This is a genomic window from Streptomyces sp. NPDC057486, assembly GCF_042802415.1.
GTDB classification, from domain to species: Bacteria; Actinomycetota; Actinomycetes; order Streptomycetales; family Streptomycetaceae; genus Streptomyces; species Streptomyces yanii.
Genome location: NZ_JBHVEE010000009.1, coordinates 108327 through 125752, shown reverse-complemented (window position 1 = coordinate 125752; position 17426 = coordinate 108327). Strand labels below are relative to the sequence as shown.

General features: G+C 70.8%; 17 protein-coding genes. 6 read left to right on the top strand and 11 right to left on the bottom strand.

Annotated elements, in window-relative coordinates; translation table 11 throughout:
* Window positions 1–464: 464 nt before the first annotated feature.
* Together ACFU6I_RS07405 and ACFU6I_RS07400 are read left to right on the top strand one after the other, a co-directional pair.
* The gene (locus ACFU6I_RS07405; RefSeq protein ID WP_384362653.1) at window positions 465–890 is read left to right on the top strand and encodes a hypothetical protein; all 426 of its coding nucleotides are present in this window, start codon (window positions 465–467) and stop codon (window positions 888–890) included.
* A gap of 240 nt (window positions 891–1130) precedes the next feature.
* On the top strand, window positions 1131–1592 hold the full coding sequence (locus ACFU6I_RS07400; protein WP_384362651.1) for a universal stress protein: 462 nt from the start codon (window positions 1131–1133) through the stop codon (window positions 1590–1592).
* A 40-nt stretch (window positions 1593–1632) separates the two neighbouring features.
* Here the strand turns inward: ACFU6I_RS07400 and ACFU6I_RS07395 are convergent, their stop codons facing one another.
* The 4 genes from ACFU6I_RS07395 to ACFU6I_RS07380 form a co-directional block, all read right to left on the bottom strand.
* A complete protein-coding gene (locus tag ACFU6I_RS07395) occupies window positions 1633–3273 on the bottom strand; it encodes a hypothetical protein (protein ID WP_384362649.1) in 1641 nt (546 codons plus the stop codon).
* Window positions 3274–3328: 55 nt separating this feature from the next.
* The gene (locus tag ACFU6I_RS07390) at window positions 3329–4249 is read right to left on the bottom strand and encodes a carbohydrate ABC transporter permease (protein ID WP_384031214.1); all 921 of its coding nucleotides are present in this window, start codon (window positions 4247–4249) and stop codon (window positions 3329–3331) included.
* A complete protein-coding gene (locus tag ACFU6I_RS07385; protein WP_376664934.1) occupies window positions 4246–5238 on the bottom strand; it encodes an ABC transporter permease in 993 nt (330 codons plus the stop codon). The genes ACFU6I_RS07390 and ACFU6I_RS07385 overlap by 4 nt, the downstream gene beginning before the upstream one ends.
* A gap of 99 nt (window positions 5239–5337) precedes the next feature.
* Window positions 5338–6477 (bottom strand): ROK family protein, encoded by a 1140-nt coding sequence (locus ACFU6I_RS07380; RefSeq protein ID WP_384362647.1) that lies wholly within the window; start codon window positions 6475–6477, stop codon window positions 5338–5340.
* Between the two features lie 97 nt (window positions 6478–6574).
* Here ACFU6I_RS07380 and ACFU6I_RS07375 point away from each other — a divergent pair, with 97 nt between their 5' ends.
* Window positions 6575–9475 (top strand): glycoside hydrolase domain-containing protein, encoded by a 2901-nt coding sequence (locus ACFU6I_RS07375; RefSeq protein ID WP_384362645.1) that lies wholly within the window; start codon window positions 6575–6577, stop codon window positions 9473–9475.
* A gap of 244 nt (window positions 9476–9719) precedes the next feature.
* On the top strand, window positions 9720–10283 hold the full coding sequence (locus ACFU6I_RS07370) for a sigma-70 family RNA polymerase sigma factor (protein ID WP_384362643.1): 564 nt from the start codon (window positions 9720–9722) through the stop codon (window positions 10281–10283).
* Here the strand turns inward: ACFU6I_RS07370 and ACFU6I_RS07365 are convergent.
* Window positions 10217–10414 (bottom strand): zf-HC2 domain-containing protein, encoded by a 198-nt coding sequence (locus ACFU6I_RS07365; protein ID WP_384362641.1) that lies wholly within the window; start codon window positions 10412–10414, stop codon window positions 10217–10219. The two genes, ACFU6I_RS07370 and ACFU6I_RS07365, sit on opposite strands and share 67 nt — an antisense overlap.
* A 124-nt stretch (window positions 10415–10538) precedes the next feature.
* Here ACFU6I_RS07365 and ACFU6I_RS07360 point away from each other — a divergent pair, with 124 nt between their 5' ends.
* Window positions 10539–11075, top strand: coding sequence for a hypothetical protein (locus ACFU6I_RS07360; RefSeq protein ID WP_384362639.1), 537 nt, complete (start codon window positions 10539–10541; stop codon window positions 11073–11075).
* Window positions 11076–11094: 19 nt separating this feature from the next.
* Here ACFU6I_RS07360 and ACFU6I_RS07355 read toward each other — a convergent pair whose 3' ends face one another.
* The 4 genes from ACFU6I_RS07355 to ACFU6I_RS07340 all read right to left on the bottom strand — a co-directional run bounded on the left by ACFU6I_RS07355 (window position 11095) and on the right by ACFU6I_RS07340 (window position 14938).
* Entirely contained in the window at window positions 11095–12285 is a 1191-nt protein-coding gene (locus ACFU6I_RS07355) for a sensor histidine kinase (protein WP_384362637.1), read from the bottom strand.
* Window positions 12282–13763, bottom strand: a complete 1482-nt coding sequence (locus ACFU6I_RS07350; protein WP_384362635.1) for a cation acetate symporter — start codon at window positions 13761–13763, stop codon at window positions 12282–12284. Before ACFU6I_RS07350 ends, ACFU6I_RS07355 begins: the two co-directional genes overlap by 4 nt.
* Window positions 13760–14122, bottom strand: coding sequence for a hypothetical protein (locus ACFU6I_RS07345; protein ID WP_384362633.1), 363 nt, complete (start codon window positions 14120–14122; stop codon window positions 13760–13762). Before ACFU6I_RS07345 ends, ACFU6I_RS07350 begins: the two co-directional genes overlap by 4 nt.
* 63 nt (window positions 14123–14185) lie before the next feature.
* The gene (locus tag ACFU6I_RS07340; protein WP_345518603.1) at window positions 14186–14938 is read right to left on the bottom strand and encodes a LytTR family DNA-binding domain-containing protein; all 753 of its coding nucleotides are present in this window, start codon (window positions 14936–14938) and stop codon (window positions 14186–14188) included.
* 72 nt (window positions 14939–15010) lie between these two features.
* Here ACFU6I_RS07340 and ACFU6I_RS07335 point away from each other — a divergent pair, with 72 nt between their 5' ends.
* Window positions 15011–15676 carry an anti-sigma factor family protein gene (locus ACFU6I_RS07335; RefSeq protein ID WP_384362631.1) on the top strand — a complete coding sequence of 222 codons (666 nt, stop codon included), beginning with the start codon at window positions 15011–15013 and terminating at the stop codon, window positions 15674–15676.
* On the opposite strand, the gene ACFU6I_RS07330 is transcribed toward ACFU6I_RS07335, so the two are convergent.
* Entirely contained in the window at window positions 15669–16529 is an 861-nt protein-coding gene (locus ACFU6I_RS07330) for an Fpg/Nei family DNA glycosylase (protein ID WP_384362629.1), read from the bottom strand. The genes ACFU6I_RS07335 and ACFU6I_RS07330 overlap by 8 nt on opposite strands.
* Before the next feature lie 42 nt (window positions 16530–16571).
* Window positions 16572–17426, bottom strand: a complete 855-nt coding sequence (locus ACFU6I_RS07325; protein WP_384362627.1) for an amidohydrolase family protein — start codon at window positions 17424–17426, stop codon at window positions 16572–16574.

The following is a 17426-nucleotide window of genomic DNA, read 5'->3' as shown; positions in this document are numbered from 1 at the left end:
GTCCTGATCCAGGACCCGGGGCGACGGGCGTACCGGGCCGGTGGCCGCGTTCGGCCGGCCGGATCACCTGATGACTCATCCACCGAAGACGCACGGGGGGACGCACTGCCACCGATTGCCGCGACGGCGCCCCGGGCCGGCTCCGACGCTCGGCCCCGTGGAGCCGGCGTCCGTCGATCGGTCGATCGGTCGATCCGACGGGACACGGACACTCCCGGGCATGACGAACCCTCACCAGATCCTCGATCCGCCCCTTTTTCGGCACTGCTCTACCCCGGTGATCCGACCCATCGGGCTCCAGCCGACACATCTGACGGGGACGCAGGTCATGGGCAGTCAGAATCGGCTGTCCGCACATTCGCCGATCAGGTGGACCTTTCCGGCGGCCACCCGTTTGCCCGTCCCTGATCGCGGCCGCGCCGCATCGCGCTTACCGTTCCCATCGTCACAACGAAGGGAGAACCATGAGTCGGGACCACTGGCGCCCCGAGCGGACCAGACCTTCGCCCTGGGGCGCGATCGCCCTGGTGATGCTCACCGGTGCCGCACTGATGCGGAACGGTCCGGAACTCCTGCCCGGTCCACCGCAGCCGCTCGGCGCGGCATCGGCAGGTCGCCACCCGGTCTCCGTCGGGGCGCTTGCGGCCGGCGCCGCGGAGACACCGCGGGCGTGTGCCCCCGCCTCACGCGTGGTCATCCCATCGCTCCGGGTCGATGCCCCGCTCGTGGAGGTGGCCCCGGACAGGAACGGCTGCATCGGGGCACCGGCCCCGCAGGACGCGACTCTCGCGGGCCGGAACCGGAACGAGGTCGCACCGGGACGGGTGGGCATGTCTGTTTTCGCCGGCATCATGGCGCGACCGGCGGTCTCCACGGTCTCCGTTCGCTGAAGCAGGGCAGCCCCATCGAGGTGCCCCGCCACGACGACAGGGCCCGTTCCGCGACCGGGCGGACCTCGGTCACGCTCCGCGACCCACCGGTCACAGACCGGTCCACCCCTCTCGACGACATGGTGCGCGAAGGGTTTTGCACCCATTCCAGGGATCGCATGCGCGACATCCGGCGGCTCCGGTCAGGGCAGCGGGCAGCCCGGGCCGGGTGCGGCGCCGGGAGCGGCTAACCTCACTGCCGTGACAGACCAGCAGCCTCACCAGTTCGAACGTGGCACAGACGGTCCGAAAGTGATCGTCGCGGGCCTCGACGGGTCCGATTCCTCGATGCGTGCCGCCGCGTACGCCGCCGGGCTGGCCCGTCGACAGCACGCCATGCTCGCCCTCGTCTATGTCCAGCCGGTGATGCCCGCGGGCGCCGCGCTCGGCGCACCGGTCGCCGACACGACCGGCGAGGTCGCGGAGGGCCTGGTGAGCGAGATCAGGGCGGCCACGGAGCGGCTCAAGGACATATGGAATGTGCGCTGGGAGTTCCACACCTTCCGCGGTGATCCGTACAACGGCCTGGTCACAGCGGCAGACGAGTTGAAAGCGGATGCCGTCGTGGTGGGCGCTTCGGAGTCGGCGGGACACCGGTTCATCGGATCGGTGGCGATCCGGCTGGTGAAGGCGGGGCGCTGGCCCGTCACCGTCGTTCCGTGAACGGTGGACGACGTCGGCGCGGGCCCCGCCTCCGGGGCCGTCAGGCGTTCTTCTCGATGGACTTCTGGAACTCACGGGCCATCCGGTCCAGGCCCTGGGAGCGCCACTCGGTCCAGAACGACTTCCACTCGCCGGTCTTCCTGCGGCCGCTGACGATGTCGTTGACCAGGTCCGTGGCCTCGGTCGACATGCGCCCGTAGTGCTCGGTGTACGCGTCGGAGTAGTGGCCCACCGTCGGGTTGGTGATGGCGGTCTCGGTGAGCTTCTGCTCGACCGCGTAGATGTCCTTCACGTCCTGCGGGCCATGGGATCCCGCGAACGTGGAGGGCAGCAGTGCGAACGGGGCGGTGGTCGCGGTGGCCAGACCGCTGTAGAACCCCTCGACCTGTTGCTTCCCCCGGTCGGTGCGCTGCGGGAAGCCCTGCTTGTCGTAGGTGAAGTCGGTGCCCTCGGTGCCGAATTCCAGCAGTTCGCGCTCCTTGGTGCCGAAGGGCGCGGCGAGGTAGTCGAGGACGCCGAGCAGCATCCGTACCCGCTCCTCGCTGCCCTTCTTGATGGCGGTGTAGCCGATGGTGCCCAGGTGGTAGTGGTGGTTGGGCTGCCGGCCGCCCGCGGCGAACGGGATCAGGATCTCGGCGGCGAGCGAGGGGTCGTTGGTACGGAGGTTGGCACGGGCACCGGACGGGTTGGCGAACACCGCGGCGCCGATGGAGCCCTGGGCCATCTTCAGATAGGCATCGGCCATCTTCGGGTCACCCGGGTAGAAGACCCCGGCCTTCTTGAGCTTCAGCACGAAGTCCAGCGCCGCCAGATACTCGTCGGTCTCCTGCCAGAAGGTGAGCGAGCCGTCCTTGTTCTGCCGCCACTTGTTCGGGGCTCCGAAGCACTGGCTCATCACGCTGACGGCATTGACGTAGATCGGTTCCAGCGCCCAGACCTTGCCGCCGGTGACCTCCTTGCACTTGGCCAGGAACTCGTCGGGGCTGCCGGCGGACAGGCCGCCCGCCTTCTCCCAGACCTCGGGGTTGCCGCCATAGACCTGGCCGAACGCGGGGTAGGGACTGGGCGCACCCCAGATCTTGCCGTTGACCACGGCGGTCTTCCAGTGTGCGGGGGTCATCGCGGCGAGGTTCGGGTAGTCCTTGACCGCGTCGCCCGAGACGAGGTCGGTGATGTCGGCGCACTTGGATTCCAGCAGCTGGGCGACGTGCTGAATGCCCTGGTTCGGCGGTATCCACATCAGGTCGGGCAGGTCCCCGCCGGCGACCGTGGCGGAGAACTTCTCGTCGTATCCGGGGTCGGTGCCCAGGATGGCGGAGAGATCGACACCGAGCGCCTTGTTGACCTTCTGCCAGTGCTCGTTGGAGCCCTTGGGGAGCGGCGGCTGGGTCCAGATCTCGGTGAGCAGGGTGACCTTCGAACCGTCGCCGGGGGCCTTCGAAACGCTCTGGATCAGCTCCTTGGGGTACGAGAGATAGCCCGCGGAGAGCCCCTTCGCGTTGGGTGGCAGATCGGGCTTGATGCTGGTGTTGGGAACGTACGAGGGAAGCTTCACCTTCCCCGAGGCGGCTTCGCCCTTGGTCGCGGTGGAGGAGCCGCAGCCGGCGAGCGCGGTGGCGGCGGCGCCTGCGGCGACGGCGGTGCTCAGGCCGAGGAAGGTGCGTCGGGACATGCCGGTCATAGGGAATCTCCGCAACGGGGGGTGAGAAGGGTGGGGACGGATGAGCGGGCGTGGGTCAGCCCTTGATGGCGCCGGTGAGCACGCCCTTGGTGAAGTACTTCTGCAGGAAGGGGTACAGCAGCAGAATCGGGATCAGCGCGAGCATGACGACCGCCATGGAGATCGACTGCTGGGGCGGCAGATGGGCGACACCGAGCTGGTCGGCCGCCATCTGCTTGTTCTGCACCACATAGGTGCGCAGCAGCAGCTGGATGGGCCATTTGCCGGAGTCGTTGAGGTAGAGCATCGCGTTGAAGAAGGCGTTCCAGTACGTCACCGCGTAGAAGAGCCCGACGACGGCGATAACGCCCTTGGAAAGCGGCAGCACGATCCTGGTGAGGATCCGCCAGTCGCCCGCTCCGTCGATCCGGGCGGCCTGGTACAGCTCCTCGGGGATGTTCATGAAGAACGCCCTCATCACCACCAGATTGAAGGCGTTGACCAGGCCCGGCAGGATCAGCGCCCAGTACGAGTCGAGCAGTCCGAGCTCCTTGACCAGGACGTACATCGGAATCATGCCGGGGGCGAAGAGCAGGGTGAACAGGACGAGCAGCAGAACGGGCCTGCTGCCGGGGACACCGCGCTTGCTCAGCGCATAGGCCAGGGCGATGGTCGTCAGCAGGGAGAGCGCCGTGCCGATGCCGGTGATCAGGACGCTGACCGTGACGGCGCGGGTGACCAGTCCGCCCGAGAGGATGGTGCGGTACGCCTGCAGGGTGGGCTCGGTCGGGAAGAGTACGTAGCCCCCGGCGGCCGTGACCTCCTCGCGGGAGGCGAGACTGGTGGAGAGGACGACCAGGAACGGCAGGGTCATCACGGCCACGATGACGGTGAGGACGACGGCCTTGGCAGCCGAGCCCAGCCGGGTCGGCGGCTCCTCCCAGGCAGCCCTGCGGTCGGCGGGCCGGGGTTTCAGCAGGGGCAGTCCGACGGTCATTTGCTGTACACCCCTTGCTCTCCGAACGCATGGGCGAGCCGGTTGGCGCCCCAGATCATCAGTGCGCCTACCACGCCCTTGACCAGGCCGGCGACGGCGCCGATGCCCCAGTCGCCGTAGACCACGCCGTGGTAGTACACGTAGGTGTCGAGGACCTCGGAGGCCCGGGCGCCGACCGCGTCGCGCTGGAGGAGGAACTGCTCGAAGCCGACGGACAGTACGTCGCCGAGGCGCAGTACCAGCAGCATGATCGTGACGCCTCGGACGGCGGGCAGGGTGACGTGCCACATGCGTCGCCAGGGTCCGGCACCGTCCACGGCAGCCGATTCGTACAGACTCTGGTCGACGTTGGCGAGCGCCGCCAGATAGATGATCATGCCCCAGCCGATGTCCTTCCAGATCACCTGTGCGGTGATCAGCATCGGGAAGGTGCCGGGATCGGTCATCACGTCGAGGGCCGAGAGCCCGTGGTCACGCAGGAAGTTGCTGATGAGTCCCGCGCCGCCGAGCACCTGCTGGAAGAGGGCGACGACCAGCACCCAGGAGATGAAGTGCGGGAGGTAGACGACGCTCTGCACGAACTTCTTCACGCGGCTGCTGACCAGGCTGTTGATGAGCAGCGCGAGGGCCAGCGGGGCGGGGAAGAAGAAGATCAGCTGCAGCGCGGCGAAGGCCAGCGTGTTGCGTACGGACTCCCAGAACGCCGGATCGGAGAAGAGCTCCTGGAAGTTGGCCAGGCCCACCCACGGGCTGCTCCTGAAGCCGATGAACGGCTGGTAGTCCTGGAAGGCAACGATGTTGCCCAGCATCGGCACGTAGAAGAACACGGCGAAGAAGAGCAGGCCCGGGGCCATCAGGGCGAGCATCACCCAGTTGTTCCGCAGCCGGATCCTCAGCGGTACACGCCGCAGCGGGGGCCGGCCGGTCTTCGCCCTGGGCGCTGGTGGGGACGCCGCCCGGGGGCTGCGCGTTGTTGCAGGGGATGTCACACGTACTCCCTGGCCTGACGGAACGACGAATTTAGAAACCAACTTTCCGAAAAGAGTGGCCACATCATCGAAGCGTCGAACCGGTACGTCAACAGCCATTCAGTCCTTGGGAGTTGGACTTTTCTGCACCGTGTTCTCGATATGTTCCAGTACCAGCCGAGCTGCCCCGATCGCAGTTGACTCCTCGCCGAGCGAGGAGTTCTGGACATGAGGCGTGTTCGGGCAGAGGGCGGCGAGCGACGCGGCGAACGGCTCGCTGAGCAGCGCTCCCGCCCGGGAGATACCGCCGCCGAGCACGACCAGCTCGGGATCGAGGGCGGCGACATGGGGCGCCAGGCAGGCGGCGAGCGACTCGGCGAAGGCGCGCAGCGCGTACCGTGCGCCGCCGTCCCCGGCCGCCGCAGCCTCGACCACGGCGCGGGCAGCGCTGTCCCGGGTGGGCAGCTCGGCCCCCTGGTGTCCGGCCGCCCAGTCCAGCAGTCGCCGATAGGCGGCCGACCAGCCGTCCGGGGGCAGCAGTTCGCCCGCGGCGCCGCCGTGGCCCCGGTGCAGCCGGCCGTGCAGCCACAGGCCGATGCCGGGGCGGTTGCCCACGTAGAGGTAGATGGCGTCACGGACCCCGACGGCCACTCCTCCGGCGCATTCGGCGAAGGTGGCCAGCTGGATGTCGTTGCCCACCAGTACCGGGCCCGGGGCGCTGTCCGCGAGCTCGCTCCCGAGGTCGAGTCCGGTCCAGCCGGGCAGCGCGGTACTCCGCACCACCCGGCCATCGAGGTCCACCATGCCACTGGTGCCGATACCGGTGGCCAGCGGGCGCACCCCGGCGCTCTCCGGCCGGGCCAAGCACGCCTCGATCGCCCCGCGGACGGTGTCCAGCCGTTCCCGGGCGGTCAGGGCGGGGGTGACGGCGACCCGTTCCGCGGCGACGGTGCGACCGAGCAGGTCCACGGCGTGCACCAGCACCTTGTGCGCGCCGATGTCCACGCCGATGACATGTCCCGCCTCGGCCCGGAACCGGAAGCGGCGGGCCGGACGGCCCACGGAACCGCTGTTGGCCTGCAGCTCCACCAGTCGGCCCTCGCGCAGCAGCTGCGCCGTGAGGTCCTGGGCGGTCGGCCGGGACACCCCGATCAGCCCGGCGAGTTCCGGCACGGTGACCTCGTCGCGTTCGCGCATCACCCGCAGGGCAGCGGCCGTGTTCAGTCGGCGCAGCAGCGAGGCGTCCCCACCCCGGTCCATGACGTCTCCCTTGACAACATGATCGTCGGATCTCCATGGTGTCCCATGGCAATTCAGCAACTTACCTAATAAATAGCGCCCTTGAGGGAGTGCGGACATGGGTGAGCAGGGCCATCCCGAGCTGCAGTGCGGGCTCGGTTCGTGGGACAGCGACATGTACGGCAATCACCGGATCCTGGTGCGCGCCCCCGCGGGCGGCCCCGTTCTCGGGGCGGAACTCCCGTGGCGGCGCAGGGATCCGGACCCCGGGGCGGTGGATGTCCTGGTCCTCGCCCCGTCCGGCCGCCGGGTACGGAACACGGTCCGGATCGAGGTGACGGCCGAGCGCGGCCGGATCGCGTTCGAGCCCGTGGAGGGTCCGGGCGACTACGCCGTGCACTATCTGCCGTACGCGCACACGGGCCGTCCCTACTATCCACAGGCCGCCTACCGGCATCCGACGCCGACCGCGGACCCCGACTGGGTGCACCGTTGCGGGCTGCACCGGCCGGACGGGGTCTGGGCGTCGCTGCCGCGCGCTGAGGCGTTCCGGTACGAGGCCGTGAGCGCCGTCGACTCCTTCGCCCCGCTGGGGTTCGCGGCCACGGCCGACGAGTGTGCCGCGCTGACCGCTGCGCATCCGGACGAGCCGTTCCTGCTGTTCGGCGAGGACCGCGACCATCCACTGGGCCGGTACGACCGGCTGCCCGCCCCCTGGGCCCACGCCGTGCCGTCCGCGCCGTTCACGGGTACGGCGTCGTGCGGCGAGTTCTACGTGTTGCAGGCCGGGGTGTACGCGGTGGAGGCGCTGGCGGAGATCCGTACCGAGGTCCGGGGACTGCCGTTCCCGGTCCGGTCGCTCAGTGCGGGCGGCATCGACGCACGCGGGGAGTCGTTCGAGAACCGGATCGATGTCGGCGCGGGGCATACCCACGCGCTCTGGTTCGGCCTGGACATCCCGGAGGCCGCCGAACCCGGCACGTACGAGGGCGAGATCGCCGTACGCGCCCACGGCACCGGAGAGCGGGTACTGCCGCTGCGGATCACCGTCGGTCCGCAGACCGTTGCCGACCACGGCGCCGGGGACCCCGCCCGGCTGGCCCGGCTGCGCTGGCTGGACTCGACGCTCGGCCAGGACGACGAGATCGTCCCGCCGTTCACCCCGGTGAAGGTGGCCGGACACCGCCTGGAGATCCTCGGCCGGGCGGTGGAGATCGGCCCCGCCGGGCTGCCGCGGCGGCTCACCTCGTCGTTCACCTCCGAGGTGACGGGCACGGACGGTCCGGAACGCGATCTGCTCTCCGGACCGGTCGCGTTCACGGTCGGCCACCCGCTCGACCACGGTCCGCTGAGGCTCGACCGGACCGGACCGGCGCGGGTCCGCTGGTCCTGCGAGGCCACCGGCCCGGGTCTCCGGCTGCGCACCGAGGGAGCGCTGGAGGCCGACGGTTTCCTCGTCGTACGGACGACTGTCGAGGCGGTCCACGAACTCGCCCTCGAAGCGCGCCTGGACATACCGGTCCGGGCGGACATCGCCCGGTACGCGATGGGTCTCGGGCTGCCGGGGCAGGTCTGCCCGGAGACGTACGACTGGCAGTGGGACACCCCCACCCGCAACCAGGACGCGCTCTGGCTCGGCTCCCCCGCCGCGGGTGTCCAGCTCTCGCTGCGCGACGAGCACTACGCACGGCCGCTGAACACCAACTACTACCGCGAGAAGCCCCTGGTCACGCCTCGCTCCTGGGCCGGCGACGGCAGCGGCGGGGTCCGGCTGCGCACCGAGGACGGGGCGCGGACGGTGAGTGCCTGCAGCGGTCCGCTGCGGTTGGCCGCCGGGGAGAGCCGCTGCTTCGAACTGCGGCTGCTGCTCACCCCGTTCAAGCCGATCAGGCCCGGACTCCAGCTCGCCGAGCGCTACTTCCACGCGTACGCCGCCCCCGCCGAGGTCGCCGCGTACGGTGCGAACGTCGTCAACATCCATCACGCCACGCCGCCCAACCCGTACATCAACGACCCGCTGCTGGCCGCCGATGTGCTGCGGGACTACACCACCGAGGCACACCGGCTCGGCATCCGCGTCAAGGTGTACGACACCGTGCGTGAACTGACCCGGCACAGCCCTGAGCTGCCCGCCCTCGCCTCCCTGGGCAGCGAGGTCCTGGCGCCGGGGCCCGGCGGCGGACACGCCTGGCTGCGCGAGCATCTGGGCACGGACTACGTCCCCGGCTGGGTGGCGCCCGACGTCACCGATGTGGCTGTCGTGACCTCGGGCGACTCGCGCTGGCACAACTCCTACGTGTGCGGAATCGACCGGCTCCGCCGCCGGATCGGGGTCGACGGCCTCTACCTCGACGACGTGGCGTACGACCGGACCACCATGAAGCGGGTCCGCAAGACACTGGCCCGGTCCGGCGACACCGCGCCGCTGATCGATCTGCACTCCTGCAACCAGTACCGGGAGCCGGACGGCTTCGCGTCCAGCGCCAATCTGTACGCGGAGCTGATGCCGTACACCGACCGGCTCTGGCTGGGCGAGCTGTTCGACTACGAGGGGACCGACCCCGCGTACTGGCTGGTGGAGCTCTCCGGGATCCCGTTCGGGCTGATGGGCGAGATGCTGGAGGGTGGCGGCAACCCGTGGCGGGGCCTGGTCTTCGGGATGACGGCGCGCGCCCCGATGACCGATGTCCGGCCGCTGTGGCGGGCCTTCGACGCCTTGCGGCTGCCCGAGGCCGGCTTCACGGGATGGTGGGCGGACGAGCAGCCCGTGGCGACCGGCCGGGCCGATGTCCTCGCCTCCAGCTGGCAGGGACCGGGCGGGACGGCGACCGCGGTCGCTTCGTGGGCATCGACGCCGGTGGAGTGCGTGCTGACCGGCTCCGGCGGCCCGGTCGCGGCGTACGCACCCGCGATCGAGGGTTTCCAGCCGGAACGCTCGTTCGCAGCGGGCGAGCCGGTCCCGGTCGCGCCGGGCCGGGGGTGGCTGCTGTCCGTACGGCCGGCGCCCGCTCCCCGCTGACCGCCACCGACCCCGCACTCGGCCACGCCGCACGCCCGGCCGAGTGCGCGGTCGCGCACCGCACGTCGCCCGCCCCCTGTCCGTTCACCGTCCGGCCGACCGTTCACCGCACCATTCGCCGCTCCGTGCGACCGCTCGTCGCACGCCTCGGTGCATCTTCTGTTCGTCGCGGCCCCGATGCGTTCGTATACGGCGCAGGCAGCGGCGAGGCGGCAGGCGCCTCCGCGGGAAAGGGGCGTTCACCATGACCACGACGACCGATGAGCGGGCCCTCGCGGAGTTGCAGCGCGAACACGGCCCCGCGCTCCTCCACTTCCTGCTCGGTCTGACCTACGGCGACCGGCAGCGCGCCGAGGATCTGCTCCAGGAGACGCTCGTACGCGCCTGGCAGCACCCTGAGGCGTTCGACAGTCCGCACGAATCGATGCGGCCCTGGCTCTTCACGGTCGCCCGGCGGCTGGCGATCGATGCGCGCAGGTCCCGCCAGGCCCGGCCGACGGAGGTCAGCGACCTCGTACTGGAGAGCGCCCCGGGCCGGGAGGACACGGAGGCGACCGTCGCCGCGCTCGATGTCCGCGAGGCGGTGCGGACGCTCAGCCCGGAGCACCGTGCGGTGCTGGTCCAGATCTACTTCCGCGGGCTGAGCGTGGGCGAGACGGCACAGGTGCTGGGCATACCGGCAGGCACGGTCAAGTCCCGTTCCTACTACGCGCTGCGCCTGCTCTCCCGCAACCTGCCCGGCTACTCCAGCAGGTCCTCCTCGCTCAGCAGGCCGAGCAGGGACGCCGTCTCCGCGACCTCCACATAGTCTGCGGCGCATCCGTCGCAGTCCTGCAGATGCTGCGAGACCAGCCGGGCCTCCCCGTCGTCGAGCGCATCGAGCACATACGCGCCGAGCAATTGCCGCATGTGCGTTCCCTCCCCGGGATCGGCGGTCATCGCAACCTCGTGTCTGTGACGGATCGGGTCGGACGGATCCTGTCCTTCTGGCCACGCGGGGCGCGCTCCCCCGGTTCAATGCTGCGTGTGGCCCGGTGCCGAGATGAGGAAGAGGCGAGACGGGATGCGTCCGGAACGTACGGATGGAACCAGTGGGGGCGGGCTGCTGGTCCCGATGGCCTGGATGTACGCCGAGTACATCGCTGATGAACTGCTGCGGACCGGCGATCTGATGGAGCCGTCGACGCTGGAGTACCGCGCGGGGCGTGAGGCGCTCGCCCTGACCATCTTCCTCTCCGACGGGGCCGTGGCCGATGCGCTGCCCGCGACCAGGATGGACGAGCTGCGGCTGCTCACGGCGTACGGGAGTGCCTGGCGCCGCTGGGTCTGCGACCGGCTCGACGCGGCGGCGTCCGCGGTCCCCTCGCCGGACGGCGGCCGGGATGTTCCGGATCCCGATCTGGCGCTGGCCCGGCGTGCCTGGCGGTGGCTGGACGAGACGGAGCTGCTCGCCACCGATCTCGACGCGATCGGGCCCCCGCCGTGGGAGCCGCTCGGCACCGAGGACGACGAGGAGTGGGCGCAGGTGTCGGCCCAGGTGTGGACGCCCGCCTGGCAGCTGGGGTTGCCACTGGGGCATCTGGCGATCCATCTGTACTGAGCGCGGCTGCCTTCGCCCGTCACGAACCGTGCACCCCTGCACGGTACTTCGGCAGCCGCACCGTGATCTTCATCCCGGCGCCGATGCCCGTCTCGATCACGAGCCCGTAGTCGTCGCCGTACACCTGGCGGAGCCGCTCGTCGACGTTGAGCAGTCCGATGCCGGTGGAGTGTCCTCCTTCGCCGCGCAGGATGTGCCGCAGCCGCTCCGGGTCCATTCCGGTGCCGTCGTCCTCGATGACGACTTCTGCCTCCGAGCCCGCGTCCAGCGCGCTGATGGTGATGCGGCTGCGGGTGACAGCACCTTCGAGTCCGTGCTTGACGGCGTTCTCGACCAGAGGCTGGAGGCACAGGAACGGCAGGGCGACGGGCAGGACTTCGGGGGCGACCTGGAGGGTGACCGCGAGCCGCTCACCGAAGCGGGCCCGGACGAGGGCCAGATACTGATCGATGGAGTGCAGCTCGTCGGCGAGGGTGGTGAAGTCGCCGTTGCTGCGGAACGAGTAGCGGGTGAAGTCGGCGAACTCCAGCAGCAGTTCGCGGGCCTGCTCGGGGTCGGTGCGGACGAACGAGGCGATGGCGGCGAGGGAGTTGAAGATGAAGTGCGGGGATATCTGGGCACGCAGGGCCCTGATCTCGGCCTCGATGAGCTGCGTGCGGGACCGGTCGAGTTCGGCGAGCTCGAGTTGTACGCAGACCCAGCGGGCCACCTCTCCGGCTGCCCTGGCCAGGACCGCCGACTCGCGCGGGGCGTAGGCGATCAGGGTGCCGAGGACTCGGTGGTCGACGGTCAACGGCACGGCGACGGCCCAGCGCAGCGGGCAGTCGAGGTCGTCGCAGTCGCTGTGGAAGGCGGTGTCACGGCCACTGGCGAGAAGCCCCTGCACCTGGTCCATGACGTCTCTGCCGTGGTGGTCGCCCTCGCCGTCCCAGACGAGGACCCGGTCCCGGTCGGTGAGACAGAGCGCGTCGGTGCCGAGCAGGGAACGCAGTCTGCGCGCCGACTTGCGCGCGCTCTCCTCGGTGAGTCCCGCGCGCAGCGGCGGCGCGGCGAGCGAGGCGGTGTGCAGCGTCTCGAAGGTGGCATGCTCGACGGGGGTGCCGACATCGCTGGGGCGGACGGTGCGGGCCGTGCGGCGGCCGAGCAGGAACCCGGCGCCGAGCAGGAGGAGCACGAACAGGACGAGGACGGCGTACGTGGGCCCTGTCATCGGTGCCTCCCGGGTATCAGGGCCTCCGGCAGATGGAAGCGGGTCATCGCGGCATTCGTGCCGACCGGTATGCGACCGGGGGTGGCGAGCGACACCAGGACCATCGCGAGGAAGCCGACCGGCACCGACCAGACGGCGGGCCAGGCGAGCAGGGTGTGCGGCCAGCCGGGCGGGCGCACCGCACCGCTGACGGTGATCGCGACGGACAGGAACGCGGAGCCGCCGCCGAGCACCAGTCCGGCGATCGCGCCCGGCGGGGTGAGCCGCCGCCACCAGATGCCGAGGACCAGCAGCGGGCAGAAGGACGACGCCGATACGGCGAACGCCATCCCCACGGAGTCCGCCACCGGCACCCGGCTGACCATGAGCGACCCGGCCAGTGGCACACACATGGCGAGAACGGTGGCCAGCCGGAAGTGCCTTACGCCGCGCGAGGGCAGGACGTCCTGCGTGATGACGCCGGCGACAGCCATCGTGAGTCCGGATGCGGTCGACAGGAACGCGGCGAAGGCGCCGCCCGCGATGAGTGCGCCGAGCAGGTCCCCGCCGAGCCCCCCGACGACGCGTGCGGGCAGCAGCAGCACGGCGGCATCCGCGTCCCCGCCATGGATCAGCTCGGGGGCGTACAGCCTGCCCAGTGCCCCGTACACGGGCGGCAGCAGGTAGAACACGCCGATCAGGGCGAGGACGGCGACGGTGGTGCGCCGGGCGTCGCGGCCGTTCGGGCTGGTGTAGAAGCGGACGACGACGTGCGGCAGCCCCATCGTTCCGAGGAACGTCGCGATGATGAGACCGTAGGTCGCGTACAGCGGATGGTCGGCCCGGAAGACGGACAGCTGCTCGTCGAAGGTGACCCGCGGCCGCCCGTCACCCTGCCAGGCCAGCACCAGGAAGATCGCCGGAACCAGAAGCGCCGTCAGTTTCAGCCAGTACTGGAAGACCTGGACGAAGGTGATGGACCGCATGCCGCCCGCCGCGACGGCGACCACGACGACGGATGCGACGAGCACATCGCCGAGCCAGCCGGGCGCCCCGGTCAGGATCTTCAGGGTGAGCCCGGCCCCCTGGAGCTGCGGTACGAGGTAGAGCCAGCCGGCCCCGACGACGAGCACGCTCACCAGCCTGCGCACCTGCCGCGATTCGAGCCGTCCCTCCGCGAAGTCGGGCAGGGTGTACGCCCCCGAGCGGCGCAGCGGTGCGGCCACGAAGACCAGCAGCACCAGATAGCCGGCGGTGTAGCCGACCGGGTACCACAGCATGTCGGGGCCGTGCACGAGCACCAGGCCGGCGATGCCGAGGAAGGATGCGGCGGAGAGGTACTCGCCGCTGATCGCGGCGGCGTTGAGCCGGGGGCGCACGGTCCGGGAGGCGACGTAGAAGTCCGAGGTGGTACGGGAGATGCGCAGCCCGAAACCGCCGACGAGGACGGTGGCGAGAACGACGACGGCGACGGCCACCACCGCGTACGTGCGGCTCACTGTGCGGGTCGGCCTTCCACGAGCCGGGCGAAGTCGCGCTCGTTGCGCTCGGCCCGCCGCACGTACCACCAGGCGATCAGGGTCAGCGGCGGATAGGTGGCGAAGCCGAGGACCGCCCAGACGACGGCGGCGCTGTGCAGGGCGGCGAAGACCAGCGGCAGCGTACCGGCGACGGCGGCGAGAACGGCGAACGCGGTGAGTCCGGCGCGCAGCTGGCTTCGCATCAGCGAGCGGACGTAGGCGCCGCCGAGCGCGGTCTGCTCGTCGATCTCCGACTGGGTGCGGTAGCGGGGCAGCGGGCGCACCCGCCGGGGCTCCCCCGTCACCACTTCACGCCGGGGCGTCGACTCTGCGGACATGGGCCCGGAGTGTACGCAGCCGGGGACCCCTCTGGGAAGCTTTCGGACCTGGGTAGTCCCTGGTCAGCGGCCGGTCTGCCGCATGAGCAGATCACGCAGGGCGCGGGTGTGCCGGCGGCTCACGGCAAGCGACGCGGTGCCGATGCGGACGCTCATGCTGCCCGCGTCGAGCCGCAGTTCGTCGATCCGGCCGAGGGCGACGAGATGACGTCGATGAATGCGGACGAAGCCCCGCGAGCGCCAGCGTTCCTCCAGGGTGGTGAGGGGGATCCGGACGAGGTGACTGCCGCCCGCGGTGTGCAGCCGGGCGTAGTCGCCCTGCGCCTCCGCGTACGCGATGTCGTCGATCGGGATGAACCGGATCACTCCGCCCAGTTCGACGGCTATCTGGTCGGCAGCGGTGTCCTGGAGGGAAGCGGAGCGGTCGCCGACCTGTTCGGCGACGCGGCGGACGGCTTCGGCCAGGCGTTCGCGACGGACGGGCTTGAGGACGTAATCGACGGCCTTGAGGTCGAAGGCGTGGACGGCGAACCCTTCGTGGGCGGTGACGAAGACGATGAGCGGGGGCGCCGCGAACCCGGCCAGCAGCTGGGCGACATCGAGTCCGGTGAGGCCCGCCATGTGAATGTCGAGGAAGACGACATCGATGGCGGACGGGTCGTCGGGACCGGCGTCGACGGCGCTGCCGATCCGGCGCAGCGCCTCGGTGGCCCCGGTGGCGCCTTCGGCGCTGCGGATGCGGGGGTCGGCACGCAGGAGGTAGAGCAGCTCCTCCAGGGCGGGTGCTTCGTCGTCGACGGCGAGTACGCGCAGCATGAGGCCGGAGTGTAGAGCGTGTCCGGTGGTGTTGGCTTGAGTGATTCACGGGTGCGTTCCGTACCAGACTGCATGCGCACCCCGGAACCTCATCGCCATGTCGGCGCCTATGCACTGGGCGTGCTGAGCGCTGCCGATGCCTTCCGCTTCGAGGAGCATCTGGCGCAGTGCCCGTTGTGCGAGATACGGGCGGCGGAGTTCCGCGCGGTGACTGCCGTGCTCGGCGAGTATGCCCGGCGGACGCCGCCGGGGGTGGATCCGGTGGTTCGGGCGGGTCCCGAGCTGGTGCGGCGGGCGGTGGGCGCGGTGGTGGCCGAGCGGCTCAGGAGCCGCCGCAGACGTCTGGCGCTGGTGGCCGCCGCAGTGGTCCTGGCGGTGGGCGCGCCGCTCGGGGTGATCGGCGCATCGGCTGGGCCTGCGGGAACGGTGCAGGCCCAGCGATGGGTGGCGACGGACCGGGCCACGGGGATGGCGGCCGTGGTCACGGCCGGGGCGAAGGAGTGGGGCACGGACGTCGGTCTGGAGGTGGCGCGGGTGCCGGAGGCGGGGGTGTGCGCGCTGGTGGCGGTTGGGCGGGACGGCAGCGAGGAGACGGTCACCACCTGGTCGGTGACCGGGCCGGACGAGACGCTGGTGGTGCACGGCGGGGCCGCGTTGCGTCCGGCGGCCATCGACCGTTTCGAGGTGCGTGCCGCGGACGGGCGGCAGCTGCTGGAACTCACCCGCCGCCCTATTTGAGGAGTCGGGAGAGGCGACGGTCGGCCAGTGGTCTGCCGCCGGTCTGACAGGTCGGGCAGTACTGGAGCGAGAAGTCGCTGAACGAGACCTCCCGGATGACGTCCCCGCAGACGGGGCACGGTTCGCCCGTGCGGCCGTGGACACGCAGCCCGCTCTTCTTCTCCGCCTTGAGCCTCCCGGCCGCCACTCCGCTGGAGCGTGCCACGGCGTCGCGGAGGGTGGTGCGCAGGGCCGTGTACAGCCGGGTGATGTCGTCGTCGGTGAGGCTCGCGGCGAGTGTGAACGGAGACATCCTCGCGGCGTGCAGGATCTCGTCGCTGTAGGCGTTGCCGATGCCCGCGATCAGGGACTGGTCTCGGAGGGCGCCCTTGATCCGGCGCCGTTCCCCGGCGAGCAGCGCGGCGAACGCGTCCCGGTCGAAGGAGGCGTCGAGCGGGTCGGGTCCGAGGCGGGCGATGCCGGGCACCTCGCCGGGGTCGTGCACGAGGTGCACGGCGAGGCGTTTGGTGGTGCCTGCCTCGGTGAGGTCGAAGCCGTCCCCGCCGGTGAGTACGGTACGCAGCGCCAGAGGGCCCTTGCCAGGGCGCGGCGGGGCGGCGGGGAAGCTGTCCTTCCAGTGCAGCCAGCCCGCCCGGGCCAGATGGGTGATCAGATGCAGCGGGCCGACGCCGATGTCCAGGTACTTGCCGCGCCGGGCGATGCCGGTGACCGTGCCGCCTTCCAGGGCGGTGAGCGGTGGGTCGTACGTCTTGAGCACACTGACGGCGAGCGGCAGGACGCGGGCGATCTCCTTGCCGGCCAGGTTCTCGTCGAGAAAGACCCGCAGCGCCTCGACCTCCGGTAGTTCAGGCATGGATCCCAGGATGCCGCAGCCCGCTGCGCCCTGCCACCGCCCTCAGAGGCCGTAGGTCCGCTCCGCGGTGGTCGCGAAGACCGCCGACCGCTCGTCCGCGCCCAGTCCCTCGGTGAGGGCGTGTGCGGCGTCCACGACTTCCGGGTAGCTCGCCGCGAGCCGGCAGACCGGCCAGTCGGAGCCGAACATCAGGCGGTCGGGCCCGAAGGCGTCGAGGACGGTGTCGGCGTACGGGCGGAGGTCGTCGACCGTCCAGGAGTGCAGGTCGGCCTCGGTCACCAGGCCGGAGAGTTTGCAGACGGTGTTGGGCCGGTCGGCCAGCGCCCGGACGTCTTCCGCCCAGGGGTGCAGGCTCCGGGTGGCGATGGGCGGCTTGCCCGCATGGTCGAGTACGAAGGTGAGTTCCGGCAGCAGCGCGGCGGCCCTGACGGTCGCGGGCAGCTGGTGGGGCTGGACGACCAGGTCGTAGACGAGTCCGGCGGCGGCCACGGCGGACAGTCCGCGCTGCACCTCGGGGCGCAGCAGCCACTCGGGGTCGGGTTCGCCCTGGACCTGGTGGCGGATGGCTACGAGCCGGTCGCCACCGGGGAGTTCGCGCAGGGCGGCGAGGGTGTCGGCAACGCCGGGCGCGGTGAGGTCGGTCCAGCCGACGACCCCCGCGACGAGGTCGTTGCCGTCGGCGAGGGCGAGGAACTCGGGGGTCTCCTCGGGGACGGTGACGGTCTGGACGAGGACCGTGGCGTACACCCCGGCGGCGCGGACCTCGGGCTCCAGGTCGGTCAGGGTGAAGGTGCGTCGGAGCGGGGCCAGTTCCTCGCCGGTGATCCACTCCTGGTCGCGCACCGACAGGTCCCACACGTGGTGGTGGGCGTCGACGATCCGTTGCCGGCCGGTCAT